The sequence below is a fragment of the Stenotrophomonas indicatrix genome (genome assembly GCA_041545745.1).
GTDB classification, from domain to species: domain Bacteria; phylum Pseudomonadota; class Gammaproteobacteria; order Xanthomonadales; family Xanthomonadaceae; genus Stenotrophomonas; species Stenotrophomonas indicatrix_A.
Genome location: CP168152.1, coordinates 4,142,542 through 4,156,443, shown reverse-complemented (window position 1 = coordinate 4,156,443; position 13,902 = coordinate 4,142,542). Strand labels below are relative to the sequence as shown.

The window sequence follows — 13,902 nt, the reverse complement described above, 5'->3', positions numbered from 1 at the left end:
CGTCAGCGCAGCAGCGTGACTGCCTGCCCGGCGCGTGCGAAGGCCTCGCCCAGCAGCGGCCCGGCCTTGATGGCTTCCACTTCCGCGAACAGTGCCTGCAACGCCGCTGCGGGTCGAGCAACGGGCGCTGCGACCGCCTGCTGGATGACGGTGAAGCGATCTGCCAGCACGCGATGGCCGGGATGCACCTGTGCCCAGGCCTGCAGGGGTTGGCGTACGCCGGCCGCTGCATCCAGCCGCTGCTGGTCGAACAGGGTGATGGCGGCGGCCGAGGTATCGGCGCGTTCAATCGTTGCCTGTCGCAGTTCACGGCTGAGGAACAGATCGTAGGCGGCGCCGCGGCCCACCGCGATGCGCAGCCCGTCGTGATCGAGATCTGCAACCTGCCGTGCTGGGCTGTCATTGCGCACCAGGTAGGTTCCTTCGATTTCCACATACGGTGCACTGAAGGCAATGCGGTCAGCGCGTGCCGGGTCCACCGCCAGGAAGGCCAGGTCCCACGCATCGTCGCTCGCTGCTGCCACCACCGATGCGGCCGCATCGTGGCAACTGAAGTGGGCCTGCACGCCCAACCGCTGTGCCAGAACCGTGGCCAGATCCACCGACGGCCCGCGTGGTGCATTGGCGTCGCCCTGGGCCAGCACCGGGTTGCCGAGGTTGATGGCAACGCGCAGGAAGCCCAGCGGGGCCAACGCATGACGGTGAGTGGCCAGGGACATGCGCGGTTCCAGCTCGGTGTCGGGCTGCCCAGCATGCCAGCTGTGGCCGTTATCGTGTGGTGTGCAGAGCTGCGATCCTGTGTTTCATCCGCCTGCACGCCAAGCCTGATCACCATGAATCCCATCCTGCACGTTGAAGTTCCCGTCGCCGACCTGGAGCGTGCCATGGCGTTCTACCGGTAACGGCTGCAGGTGGATATCGATACGCCGATCCACGTGCATGACTGCCGGATGGCCTACCTGTCGTTCAACGACGACGCCGCAGGTGCCAGCACGGCGCCGACTACGTACCGTCGGAGCACGGCCCGCGCATCTGCCTGGGCGTGGACGATCTGGATCGGAGCGTGCAGCGTGCCCTGCAGGCCGGCGCGGTGCTGTGCTTCGGCCCGGCCGTGGCCGCTGGCTGGCGGGTGGCCGAGATCCGCGACAGCGAGGGCAACCGGATTGCCCAGCAGGCACCCGTCACCCCATAGCCCTGAGTCAGCAGCCGAACATCGCGTGGTGCTACACGGACGCGGCGCGCGATCGCTGCAGCCAGTCGGCGATGGCCGGATCCAATCGCGGATCGTCCGGAAGGCGCATGCCGAAGGCCTGCTGCAGCACCTCGCGCACGTCCTGCACCTCGCGCAGCGGGCGTTTGGCCGGTACCTGGCCCGGGCGATATTCGGTGTAGTTGCCGCTGCCGATGGTGCGTCGCCAATCCGGCCCGGTCAGTGATGCACGCAGCTGGCCGGGAAAGCTCGACTGCGGATGCGTGCACACGTACCAGTTGCCTACCTCGTTGTCGATCGGCGCCGGTGGCTGCAGGTCGAAGCGGTACAGTGCCCGCCAGTCATCCCCCGCCTTGGCGGCGAGCATGAAGTCGCCATCATCCAGCGTCCGCACGCGGTAACGCTCGTGCGGTGTGTCCTGCACTGCGGTCTCGTGCAGGCGCAGCGGTACGGTCGGGGTCAGGCTGCCGAAGCCGGTATCGACCAGCCATTCCTCGTCCTGCAGACGCACCCGAAGGAGCAGGTGCGTACGCGCGGTCAGTTCGCCATCGACAGCCGACAGCAGCACCCGTGCGCTCAGCGGCTGCGCATCGAAGCCCAAGGCCTGCAGCAGCGCCAGGAACGCGCCATTGAGTTCGAAGCAGTAACCGCCGCGCTGCGCGTGCAGCAGCTTGTGCTGGACGCTGTCCAGGTCGATCGCCACCGCGTCGCGCAGCAGGCTGGTCAGGGTCTCGAACGGCAGCAGGGCGTTGTGGCGCTGCTGCAGCAGGGTCAGCCCGGCCAGGGTGAGCGGAGGCCGGGCATCCAGCTGCAGGCGCTGCAGGTAGCGGGGGACGTCGATGGACATGGCAGGCACCACGGGCAGGGGGCTCCACTGTGATACCGCAACCGGGGTTGAGGTCAAGCGCATCCCGCCGGTGTCATCCCCCGGTCGCCTACGGCCGGTACAACAGCGACAACTGCCCGCCGCTCGGGGCCGGATTCAGCCCGGAGCTAAAGTTCCTCTGCGACCGGTCGATACAGGTGCGTCCTTCCGCCTGGAGTCTGTCATGTCGGCCGTCGTTTCCCACCTTCGGTCCCTGCGTAGCCGCGTCGTCGGGTTGCGTTCCCGTTTGCCTGGCCTGCTGCGCTGGCTGCAGCCACATCGGCTCAGCGTTGCCGACAAGCTCAAGGCGACTTTGTTGGTCTGCAGCCTGGGCCTGGTGACCATCGCCGCCGTCCACGCCTGGACCAGCCATGCGAGCACGCAGGCGGCCCGTGACCAGGCCAGCTACCAGCACGGCAGTGACCGCGTTGCTTCGCTGGCAGCGCGGGTGGCCGAGGCCCGGCGCCTGCAGACCCAGTATGCGCGCAGTTTCGATGATGCAGACCGTAGCCAGTTGCTGGCCACGCAGCAGATGTTGAAGCAGGACCTGCAGGCCTTGCATGGCATGCCGATGGATGCGGGTCGGCGCAAGGCGCTGCAGGCGATGGCCGAGGCGGTCGATGCCTTCTCACAGGGCATCGCCGCATTGTTCGAGCGGGTGGATGAGATGGGGCGCGGCGACGCCGGCCTGGCCGCGCAGCTGCAGCAGGCGGCCGACGCGCTGCAGACGCAGGTGGATGCGCTGGAGCGCCCTGCGATGTCCCTGCATGTGCAGCGGATGCGGCGCCAGGAAGCGTTGCTGCTGCTCGATGGCGATTCCACCCACGCCGATCGTGCCAGCGAAGAAAAGCTGCCCTTCGACCTGGCATTGGCCGGCCTGCCCGCCGAGGTGCAGGACCGCATACGCAATGGCATGGAAGCCTACCAGGCCGCGTTGCTGGGCTATACCGCCGCGCGCGTCGGCCTGGACGTGGAGGCGCAGTCGCTGCTCGAGACCGCGGCGGCCGTCGGCCCGGCACTGGCCGCGTTCCAGCAGGCCCAGGTCGCGGCATTGGAACAGGCACAACTGCGCCAACGATCGGGTGCAAGGATGGCCAGCGTGCTGTTCGTGGCCACCCTGCTGCTGGTGGCCGGTGTGCTGATCACAAGTCTGGTGCTGGTGGTGCGCGCGGTGCGTCGACCGATCCAGGACACCCTGCGCTTTGCAGGCGATATCGCCGATGACCGGCTCGACACCACGCTGCGCGTGCACAACGCCAATGATGAGATCGGCCAGCTCGCGCAGCGCCTGGTCGACATGCAGCAACGCCTGCGTGCGCGCACCGAGACCGAACGCGCGGTTGCGCGCGGCAACACGCGCGTGCGGCAGGCGCTGGACAGCGCGCAGACCGGCTTGATGGTGGTCGACGCGGAAGGGCAGGTGGCCTACGCCAATCCAGCGCTGCTGCAGCTGCTGGATCTTCCTGCAGAGACGTTGCTTGGCAGCGACGCGGTCCGCCTGCACCCGGCACTGGCGGGGCTGATTGGTGCCCGTCAGCGCGAAGAGCGCGAAATCGGCCACGCCGGCACCCGCTATCAGCTGATCGCCAACGCCATCGTCGAGGACGACCACTTCCTCGGCGTGGCAGTGGAATGGCGCAGCCGCGCGCTGGAGACACTGCTGGAAACCGAAGTGGCGGCATTGGTCGACGCGGCGGCGCATGGCGAGCTGCAGGGGCGCATCGCGCTGGAGGGCAAGCAGGGCTTCGTGCGCACGCTGTCGACCAGCATCAACCGCCTGCTGTCCACCTTCGAGACCAACCTCGGCGATCTGCAGGCGCTGCTGGCCGCACTGGCACGCGGCGACCTGAGCGTGCGCCTGGAGGGCGACCTGCAGGGCGTGTTCGCCCGCATGCGTGACGATGCCAACGCCACCGTCGCGCAGCTGGGCCACATCGTCACCCGCATCCAGCAGGCCACGGTCCGCCTGGATGTGGGCGTGGGCGAGATCGTTGCCGGCCATCACGATCTGTCCCACCGCACCGAGCAACAGGCGGCCAACCTGGAGGAAACCGCGGCATCGATGCATGAGCTGACTGACACCGTCGGCCGCAATGCCGACGCCGCGGGGCGTGCTGACGGACTGGTGCGCGATGCCGCCAAGGTTGCCGAGCGCGGCGGCGCTGCGGTCGGCCAGGTGGTGGCGACCATGCACGGCATCAGCGCGTCGTCGCGGCGCATCGGCGACATCATCCAGCTGATCGATGGCATCGCCTTCCAGACCAATATCCTGGCCCTCAACGCGGCAGTGGAGGCGGCGCGTGCAGGCGAGCAGGGTCGCAGCTTCGCGGTGGTGGCGGCCGAAGTCCGCTTGCTAGCCCAGCGCAGTGCGGACGCGGCCAAGCAGATCAAGGAACTGATCGAGGATTCAATGGCGCGGGTAGGCCAGGGCAGTATGCAGGCCGAGCAGGCGGGCACCACGATGGACGAGATCGTCAGCAGCGTGCAGCAGTTGGCCGGTCTGCTGGCCGGTATCCGCAGTGCCTCGCACGAACAGCATGCAGGCATTGCCCAGGTAAACCAGACCGTCGTACAGATGGAGGCCAGCACGCAGCGCAATGCGAGCCTGGTGGAAGAGGCTGGCGCGTCGACTGCGCAGATGCAGACCCAGGTTCGCGCGCTGGCCGAAGCGGTGGCAGCGTTCCGACTACAGCCCGAGCGCCGGGCGCGGTCGGCGGCGTGATGGCCTGATCGCCTTCGCCGGGCATGGCCCGGCGCTACCGTTGAAACCCATGATGGGTAGCGCCGGGCCATGCCCGGCGAACGGACTCAATACACGTCGCGCCGGTAGCGCCCGTTCTCCAGTAGCAGTTCCACCATTTCATCGCCCAGTGCCTCGCGCAGCACCTGGTCCACGCCTTCGGCCATGCCGTGCAGCGATCCACACACATGGATCACTGCGCCTCGTGCCAACCACGCCTGCAGTTCATCTGTCGCAGCGCGCAGTCGATGCTGTACGTAGCTGCCATCGTCCACATCACGCGAATAGGCCTGATCCAAACGCAGCAGATGCCCGTCAGCCTGCCACCGGATGATCTCGTCGGCGAACAGGAAATCGTGCGCGCGCTGACGCTCGCCGAACAGCAGCCAATGGCCGTGCTCGCCGTGATGCGCGGCTTCGCGCAGCAGGCTGCGCAGGCCGGCGATGCCGGTGCCGTTGCCGATCAGCACCATCGGCGCGCCTGGCCGCCGATGGAAGCCCGGGTTGCGATGCACGCGGGCGGCAACTGCACCACCCGTAGGCGCATGCAGGGCCAGCCAGCCCGAACCCAGGCCCGCGCGACCTGCTGTGTCGTGGACCAGCCGCACCACCAGTTCCACCTCGCCATCGGCGGCGCATGAGGCGATGGAATATTCACGCCCCGGCAGTGACGGCAGGCCTGACAACCATAGGCCTGCATCCTGCACCTGCAATGCACTGCCAGGTTCGGGCAGCACGCGTTCGCTGGCCAGTTCCAGCAGCGTTTTCGTGCCACCGTCGATCAGCATCGGTTGCAGTGGATCCAGACCATGCGCCCGAAGTATCGCGTGTACGTGCAGCGCGTCGTGACGTGGTGCGATGTGCAGAATGTCGCCGGCCTGCCAATCAACATCGGCCGGCGCTGCCAGGCGGATCTTCCAGATCGGGCCACCGACGCTGCCGGCGTTGAGCAGGGTGCGGCCGAGCAGGCGCCAGTCGTGCATCACCGTGGCTGCCGGCAGCACGCTGTCATCGGTGTCGATGCCGGTCAGCCCAGCCAACTGCAGCTGCCATTGGCGCAGTGCCACCACCGAAGCGGCATCGACGTCGATGCGGTCGAACAGCGGCTGCGCGCCCGAGCGCGTCAACCAGTCATCGATCTGGATGCCGAACCCGCAGAACTGCGCGTACTGGTGGTCACCCAGCGCGAGCATGCCGTAACGCAGCCCGGAAAGGTCCGGATGCTGTGCCAGCAACTGGCGTGCGCTGCGCCGTGCATTGTCCGGTGGTTCGCCATCACCGAAGGTGCTGAGTACCAGCAGCGCTTGGGTGGTGGCCTGCAGCTGCGAGGCAGTCACACGCGCAAGCGGCAGTACCTGCACCCCGTGGCCGGCCGCCTGCAGCTGTGCCGCCGCACGCCAGGCCAACTGTTCGGCCAGGCCGCTCTGGCTGGCATGCACCACCAGCCACGGTATGCCCCCGGCGTGGAGTGCTGCTGCCGGAACGGTCTGCCGCAGCGCGCGCGCGGCGCGCTGGCTGCGGCGGCGGTCCAGGTACAGCAGCCAACCGGTGACGAAGAACAGACACATGCCCAGGCTGCTGAGCATCACCACGATGCGTCCGGGCATGCCGAAGAAGCTGCCCGAGTGCAGGGCGAACATGCTGGTGGTGAGCTGGCCGCCGGCACCCTGGCGTGCGTACGGGCGCGCGTCGAGAACCGCGCCGGTGGCCGGGTCGAGCTGCAGCAGGTCGTGCGCACGATCATGGTGGCCGCCGCGCTGCGCGGGATCCGCCGACATCACCCGCACATTGAGTGCTTGACCGGGCTTCTCCGGCAGGCGCAGGTCGATGAAGCCCTGGCGCACACCGGGCAGCGCATACAACGTGGCCTCGACGTTGTTCAGATCGAGGGACAGATCGGTGGCGAGTTTGTGCTTGGCGGGGGGCGCGACACCCAGCAGCTGGGTCAGCCCGTTGCGGTACCAGTCGAACGACCACCACAACCCGGTCAGTGCGCTCATCAGGTAGATCAGCAGCACCCAGGTGCCGATCACCGAATGCAGGCTCCACAGGAAGCCTCGGCCCTTGCGTGCCCATTCCACCACCAGCCAGCTGCGCCAGTGCCACCAGCGGCGTGGCCAGCGCAGGTACAGCCCGGACAGGGTGAAGAACAGCAAGGCGATCGCACAGCTGCCGGTGATCCACGAGCCCCGTTCGCCGGCGACCATGTGGCGGTGCAGGTCCTCTACGAAATCGAAGAAGGCCTGTCCACGCAGCGCGCTGAAGCGCGCGCCGCTGTAGGGGTCGAAATAGACCCAGTGGTCCTTGCCGCCGGCAAAGCGTGCCACCGATGGACGCTGGCCGCTGGCATCCACCCGCAGGCGCTGCAGCGATCGCTCGCTACCTGCCTGCAGCAACGGCACCAGCTCGCTCAAGGCGAGCGGCTGCTGGTTGTCGGCATGATGCTCGGCGATCTCGGCGAAGCCGGGATTGGCCGCGCGCAGCAGTTCATCCTCGAACGACAGGACTGCACCGCTCAGGCCCATCACGGCCAGGATGGCACCAGCGCTGATGCCCAGCAGCCAGTGCAGTTGGAACAAGACGTTCTTGAACATCGGGATCGAGGGCCGTCGAGGCTGCCGCCCGCATCCTGCGCAACAGCAAATGAGAATTAATCTCGTAATTCTCCGGGGCCCGGGCCGCTGCGGTCAAGGAGGGTTTGCCGGCAAGGCTGCGCCCTGCACCCGCAGAGGCAACGGCAACGGCAACGGCCGGAGCAACAGCAGAAGCTGGTTTCCTGTGGGGAGGCGGGGTGGGTCCGGTGGCGGGGGCCGCTGCAAGTACGTCCATGTAAGCTCGGTCGCCGCATCCATGCGGCTCACGCCCCCGCGACCGGACCCACCCCGCCTTCGACAGATTTCCGCGATCTGTCGGAATGGCATGAGGTCAGATCCGTTTTCCGTAGGAAAACGGATCTGACCCCAGAGTAATGTCGATATCTGACAGAGATTCATCCACGCACGGCGTGGATCCACCAGATCATGGAAATCTGTCAGAGGTGGGGCGGTGTCGGAGTGCGGGGTGTCAGCCGCATGGATGCGGCCGCCAAGCCTACAGGGACGTACTTGCGGCGTCCCCGCACTCCGACACCGCCTCGCCATCCCACGGAAGCCCGCTGTTGCCGTTGCTTCGGCTGTTGCTGTTGCTGTTGCTTGAAAGCATCTGCAGGTGCAGGGCGCAGCCCTGCCGACCCTACTTCGCCCAGCCTTCGATCTCGCCGTGCGCGAACGGGCCGAGCTTGGCCTTCACCATCCGGCCCTGCGCATCGAACAGCACGCTGTACGGCAGCAGACCCTGCGCGTTGCCCAACTGCACGCTGGCATCGCGTGGACCGGGGGTATCGAGCACTATGAGATAGTTCACTGGCACCCGCTGCAGGAAGTCGCGCACGCCGTCAGGCGTATCCAGCGCCAGGCCCAACACCTGTACGCCGCTCGTGCCCTGGCCCTCGGCAAAGCGGGCCAGCTCGGGCATTTCTTCCACACAGGGGCCGCACCAGCTGGCCCAGACATTGACCAGCAATGGCCGGCCCTTGAAGCGTTCGCGGATATCCTGCGCGTTGCCTTCACCATCGGGAAGGACCAGCGCCGGCAGCGGATCACCGGGGCGCAGCATCGGCAGCGCTGGCGGTGATACGGCAACAGGCGCTGGGTTTTGCGCCGCCGGCGGCGGCGTCAGCCGATTGCCGGCCCACAGGCCAAGCCCGGCAGCCAGCACCGCTGTCCACAGCAGTGCTGGCCGTTGCCACCTCATCGTGCGGTGCGCAGCAGCGCTTCTTCCACCAGCGCCTGGGTCAGCAGGGTGGGCAGCACCGTCGGCGGTGCGCCCGGGCCGTACACCACGTACAGCGGCACGCCCACGGCCTTGTGCTCATCCAGGAACGCGGTGATCTGCGGGTCCACATTGGTGTAGTCGCCGCGCATGTACACCGCGTTGGTGCGCTTGAGCAGTTCCTTGAACTCCGGGCGCGACAGCACCGCGCGTTCGTTGGCCTTGCAGCTCACGCACCAGTCGGCGGTCATGTTGACGAACACCACGCGGTTGTCGGCGCGCAGGCGGTCCAGCATCTGCGGCGAATACTCCACCACGTTCTCGCTGCTCGCCTGCGCGGCACGCGCCGGCGGTGCCAGCTGGGTCACACCCCATACCGGTACCAGCGCGGCGATCACCAGCAGCACGCCCAGCAGCCCGGCCGCGCGCTGGCTGCGCCAGCGGCTGCGCTCGAACAACCACAGACCGCCGGTGAGCAGCAGCAGGCCACCCAGCGCCAGCGCCATGCCATCCACGCCGCGCTGCTTGCCCAGCACCCAAAGCAGCCACAACGCGGCGGCGTACATCGGGAAGGCCAGCACGTGCTTGAGGGTTTCCATCCACTGGCCCGGCTTGGGCAGGCGACGGGCCAGCGCCGGCACGAAGCCGATCAGCAGGAACGGCAGGGCCAGGCCCAGGCCGAGGAACAGGAACACCAGCATCGCCGCCACCGGCGGTGCAACGAAGGCATAGGCCACCGCCGGGCCGAAGAACGGTCCCACGCAGGCACTACCGACCACGCAGGCCAGCACGCCGGTGAAGAAGTCGCCGGCCGGGCCACTGCGTCGCGCCAGCGACTGGCCGAAGTTGCCGATGCCGCCGCCCATGGTGAATACGCCGGACAGGCTCAGGCCCACAGCGAACATGATGTAGGCCAACGCCGCGACCACGCCGGGATGCTGCAGCTGGAAACCGATGCCGACCGCATTGCCCAGCATGCGCAGGCCGACCATCAGCGCGCCGATCACGGCGAAGGCGACCAGCACGCCCAGCGTGTACCACATGGCGTGGCTGCGGGCGCGCTCGGGGCTTTCACCGCTCTGCGCCAGGCTCAGCACTTTCAGCGACAGGATCGGCAGCACGCAGGGCATCAGATTCAGTACAAGGCCACCGCCCAGCGCCAGCAGCAGTACCCATAGCAGCGAGCTGTCGGTTTTCGGTACGCGGCTGGGGGCCTTGGTACGCAGTGCATTGTCCTGCTGCGCGTCGGCGGCGAAGGCATCGCGTGCGCCGCTGCTGGCGTCGGCAGCACCGGCGTTGGCCGGCGCGTCGTTGGGCACGGTCGGAAGCAGGCGCAGCGGCGTACCGTTGGCGCCCTCGCGGGTGCGGGCAGCGGCCGAAGCCGGCAGCGAGCGGATCACGTCGTCGCGTGCGGCAGAGGCATCACCGCTGGCGCTGGCCTTGCCGGCGGGGATCGACAGCTTCACCCGGCGGGTCATCGGCGGGTAGCAGATGCCATCGGTCTGGCAACCCTGGAAGGTCACCACCAGCGTGCTGTCGACCACCTCGGCGCGGGTGCGGCGCAGCGGCACCGGCACTTCCACTTGGTTGAAATAGACCGCCACATCACCGAAGTGCTCGTCGCGATGCGACTGCGCCGCCGGCCAGCGGGGCTTGTCGGCCAGTACCCCGGCGCCGCCCTCCAGCTTCAGCGAGGTGCGGTCGCGGTACAGGTAATAGCCCGGTGCCGGGCTGAAGCGCAGTAACAGGGTGTTGCCATCGCTGGCGATGGCATCGAAGCCGAATGCCTGTTCCGACGGCAGCGGCAGCGCCTGGCTGTTGCTGGTGCCCGGCAGCCGCAGGCCACCGCCACTGCCGGCGCCAGCCAGCGGGTTGTTGAACGCACTGGCACCGGTGGCGCGTGCAGTCGGCAGCGTGGCAGCCGCACCGCCCGCGCCGGGCAGGGTTACCTGCATCACGCGCTTCTGCGGCGGGTAGCACACACCGGCATCGGCGCAGCCCTGGTAACGCACTTCCAGGCTGATGGTGCCAGCGGCATCGGTGGGCGCGCCGGGCAGGGTGGCCTGCAGGCGCTCGCGGTAGGTCTCCACTTCACCGAAGAAATCGTCGTGATGCTTCTTGCCTGCGGGCATCTGCAGCGCAGCGGCATTGAAGGCCGGATCGGCCTTCACCGTGGTGCGGTGGCGATACAGGTAATAGCCCGGGGCGATCTTGAACTGCAGTTGGATCTGGCCACGTTCGGGCGCGCTGGCGGTCAGCGCGAACGCCTGGTCCACCGGCAGCAGATCTTCTTCATCCAGCGCGAAGGCCGGCAGTGAAAGCCACAACAGGGCGCACAAGGCGGCGCCACGCGCAAACAGAGTCTTCAATCAGTGTCCTCCCGGGTCTGCGCCCGGATCCAGTCCAGATACGCCGGCAGGCCGGCCCGGGTTTCGACCGCGATGCACTCCGGGAGTTCATACGGATGCAGTTCGACGATCCGGGCGATGGCTTCATCGACACGGCTTGCGGTGGTCTTCACCAGCAACTGCAGCTCGGCGTCGGTGGTGACCTCGCCCTGCCAGCGGTACGTCGACTGTGCGCCGTCCAGGCGAGTGACACATGCAGCCAGGTGCTCGGCGACCAGCGCGTGCGCGATGCGCTCGGCACTGGCCCGGTCCGGGCAGGTGGTCAACAGCAGCAGGACGGGATCGACGGTCGACATGACCGTCGAGTATAGGGCCGTCGCCGGGGCAGGGCCCGGCGACGGCAGTGCACCGCAGCGTTGCGCGGTCAATTGGCCAGCTGGCAGGTGGCTGGCTTGGCCGAGGTGAACAGGGCCGGGGTGGCCCACTCGGGGTGGTCGATGAACGGGTTGCGGTTGCCCTGGAAGCTGTAGATCACGTCATTGCGGGCACGTTCTGCAGCGCTCGGCGGATCAGCAAGATGCCAGTCGATCAGGGTCGACAGCAGACCCATGTAGGCCGGCGAGCTGCTGGTCTTGACGATCTTGCTGCGGTCGTCGGTCAGTTCCAGGTCCGGTTCGGATTGGCCGGTGGCCGCATCCTTGCCACCTTCATAGCGGATGGCCATGTACATCACCGCCCGTGCCATGTCGCCCTTGCGATGGCCCCACACCTCGAAGGTACCGGCATTGCCATCCGGCGTGCGTACCCAGTTCGAATTGCCCGGGTAACCGCCGTTGCCGCCGCCCTGGCCGTTGTTGGCCTCGGTGGCGCGCTCGCCGCAGTTGGCGTCGCATTTGCCGAACGGCTTGTTGCCACGATCGGCATTCCACTGTGCGTCGGTCAGGTACAGCATGTGGGTATCGGTGTAGGGCGCGTACGGCAGGCCCTTGTCGCCGGTGATGCTGGCAAAGCCCAGCGAGTTCGGCCAGGTGTGCTCGCGGTTGTAGGTCAGGCCACTGCCGGTTCCCGCGCGGTCACTGACCTTGGCATAGCTGCGGTTCCGGTAGGCATCCAGGATCCGGTTCGGATTGTTTGGATCCTCGTCGGCGATCTCCAGGATGGTCCAGGTGCTGGTGCCGGTACCGCTGTACGGGTACGCGGTGTGGCCCTTGATGGTGGCATGCAGCGAGCAGCGCAGTTGGCTGGAGCTGCTGGTATTGACCTTGGAGTAGTAGCCGGCCGGCACCCCCGGGTTGCCAGGGTCGGGATTGCCGCCGGTGCTGGCCACGGTGAAGGCAATGCGACTGTCGGCGGCCGGGCGGGCCCCCTGGGCATCGGTGATGCGTGCGGCACGGATGTCGAAGCGGCAGGCTTCACCGGCGACCAGCGCGGTGTTGGTCGACAGCTTCACGCTCTTGCCGCTGGCCGGCCAGGTCAGCGGTACGCTGCCCGAAGTGCCGCAGGTCAGTGCGAAGGCGCCGCTGGCGAGGTTGACCGTCTCGCTGAACACCACTTCCAGGTCGGCGGCGGCCGGGAAGGTGCTGCTGCCCTGTGCCGGCGTGGTGGTGGACACCGACGGCGGCGTGTTCGGGCCCGGGGTGCCGCCGCCACTGAAGGTCTGGTTGTTGTTGCAGCTGCCGAAGGTCTGCCTGGCCGATTCGGCCCAGGTGAAGTGCGCGTACTGGCTGCCGCTGCCGGTCAGCTGCAGCGAGGTGCCCGCCGAGGTGCTGTTGGTTTCGGCAACCGGAATGTTCTGGCTGGTCATGCCGGCAGCGGGGCCACCGGCGGCCGTGATCGCGCCCTCGTAGCTGAGGAACTGGACCACCTTGCCGCTGGCGTCGACCAGGGCGATGCCGTCGTTGGCACCGTTCTGCAGGCCGTTGCTGGGGTAGGTGACCACGGCCAGGGTGGCGCTGCCGCAGCCGGTCGCGGTTCCGGCCGGCACCGCGTTGTTGGCGTAGACCGTGGCGGCCGACGGGTTGCTGCCGTTGTAGAGGTACAGGCGGTAGCCGGACAGGTCTTCGCCGGCAGTGGCGACCACTTCGATGGCTTCGCCGACGTCACCGGCAGCGGTGCTGTCGTCGTAGTGCAGTTCGTTGATGAAGACCTCGGCCTGGGCCGGCGCGGCAGCCAGGGCCAGCAGGCAGGCGGCGGCGAGCGGGGACAGCAATCGCATCGACTACTCCTTGTGATTGGGAATGCCGGGCCACCCTAAAGCCGATCCGGTGACACTTTGTCGTAAATGAACGCCAGATATCTGACAGTGCGACGGCGGTCACCAAATGATCGCGAATTGCCCCTTGGCTTGCCGCGACGCATCCCTATAAAGGCGTCCGCGCAGTGACGGAGCGCCACCGGGGCCCTCGAGAAAAATTTCGGGGCGGGCCTTGAAAGGCCTCCGGAGGTCTCCATCTCTGTCGTGCTCCCGACCTGTCGGGCTTTTTCACGCGCGTTGCTGGCAGTCGCCTGGTGCGAGTGCTAACATCGCCGGACTTTTTCAGACCAATCAATAACTTAAGAGGTCCCACATGAGCATCAAGCCGCTGCACGACCGCGTTGTGGTCAAGCCGATCGAAGCCGACGAAGTTTCCGCCGGTGGCATCCTGATCCCGGACTCCGCCAAGGAAAAGTCCACCAAGGGTGAAGTCGTGGCCGTGGGCCCGGGCAAGCCGCTGGACAACGGCACCGTGCGCGCTCCGTCGCTGAAGGTCGGTGACAAGGTCATCTACGGCCAGTACGCCGGCAGCTCGTACAAGAGCGAAGGCGTCGAGTACAAGGTCCTGCGCGAAGACGACGTGCTCGCTGTCATCGGCTGAGCGTCGGCGCGACCTGCTTCATACCCCTGATTCCAAACACCCAGCCGCCGGGCATGGCCCGGCGCTACCAATGA

At 67.5% G+C, this 13,902-nt stretch carries 10 protein-coding genes; 3 read left to right on the top strand and 7 right to left on the bottom strand.

The features are described 5' to 3' along the window. Nucleotides 1-2: 2 nt before the first annotated feature. Complete coding sequence (locus ACEF39_RS18900) at nt 3-719, bottom strand: transporter substrate-binding domain-containing protein (protein WP_500286184.1); 717 nt, start codon at nt 717-719, stop codon at nt 3-5. A gap of 344 nt (nt 720-1,063) precedes the next feature. Between ACEF39_RS18900 and ACEF39_RS18895 the strand changes: the two genes are divergently transcribed. Next, entirely contained in the window at nt 1,064-1,192 is a 129-nt protein-coding gene (locus tag ACEF39_RS18895; RefSeq protein ID WP_500286183.1) for a hypothetical protein, read from the top strand. A gap of 31 nt (nt 1,193-1,223) precedes the next feature. Here the strand turns inward: ACEF39_RS18895 and ACEF39_RS18890 are convergent, their stop codons facing one another. Beyond that, nucleotides 1,224-2,057 (bottom strand): arylamine N-acetyltransferase family protein, encoded by an 834-nt coding sequence (locus ACEF39_RS18890; RefSeq protein WP_500286182.1) that lies wholly within the window; start codon nt 2,055-2,057, stop codon nt 1,224-1,226. Nucleotides 2,058-2,259: 202 nt separating this feature from the next. Between ACEF39_RS18890 and ACEF39_RS18885 the strand changes: the two genes are divergently transcribed. After that, nucleotides 2,260-4,797 carry a methyl-accepting chemotaxis protein gene (locus ACEF39_RS18885; protein WP_500286181.1) on the top strand — a complete coding sequence of 846 codons (2,538 nt, stop codon included), beginning with the start codon at nt 2,260-2,262 and terminating at the stop codon, nt 4,795-4,797. Nucleotides 4,798-4,883: 86 nt separating this feature from the next. On the opposite strand, the gene ACEF39_RS18880 is transcribed toward ACEF39_RS18885, so the two are convergent. The 5 genes from ACEF39_RS18880 to ACEF39_RS18860 all read right to left on the bottom strand — a co-directional run bounded on the left by ACEF39_RS18880 (nt 4,884) and on the right by ACEF39_RS18860 (nt 13,188). Next, a complete protein-coding gene (locus ACEF39_RS18880; protein WP_500286180.1) occupies nt 4,884-7,409 on the bottom strand; it encodes a PepSY domain-containing protein in 2,526 nt (841 codons plus the stop codon). Nucleotides 7,410-8,046: 637 nt separating this feature from the next. Then, nucleotides 8,047-8,607, bottom strand: coding sequence for a TlpA family protein disulfide reductase (locus tag ACEF39_RS18875; protein WP_500286179.1), 561 nt, complete (start codon nt 8,605-8,607; stop codon nt 8,047-8,049). Beyond that, on the bottom strand, nt 8,604-10,994 hold the full coding sequence (locus tag ACEF39_RS18870) for a protein-disulfide reductase DsbD family protein (RefSeq protein ID WP_500286178.1): 2,391 nt from the start codon (nt 10,992-10,994) through the stop codon (nt 8,604-8,606). The genes ACEF39_RS18875 and ACEF39_RS18870 overlap by 4 nt, the downstream gene beginning before the upstream one ends. Then, nucleotides 10,991-11,329, bottom strand: a complete 339-nt coding sequence (gene cutA / locus ACEF39_RS18865; protein ID WP_025878647.1) for a divalent-cation tolerance protein CutA — start codon at nt 11,327-11,329, stop codon at nt 10,991-10,993. The genes ACEF39_RS18870 and cutA overlap by 4 nt, the downstream gene beginning before the upstream one ends. 68 nt (nt 11,330-11,397) lie before the next feature. Continuing rightward, complete coding sequence (locus ACEF39_RS18860) at nt 11,398-13,188, bottom strand: endonuclease (RefSeq protein WP_500286177.1); 1,791 nt, start codon at nt 13,186-13,188, stop codon at nt 11,398-11,400. Nucleotides 13,189-13,540: 352 nt separating this feature from the next. On the opposite strand from ACEF39_RS18860, the gene ACEF39_RS18855 reads away from it, so the two are divergent. Beyond that, a complete protein-coding gene (locus ACEF39_RS18855; RefSeq protein WP_089237231.1) occupies nt 13,541-13,828 on the top strand; it encodes a co-chaperone GroES in 288 nt (95 codons plus the stop codon). Nucleotides 13,829-13,902 lie beyond the last annotated feature (74 nt).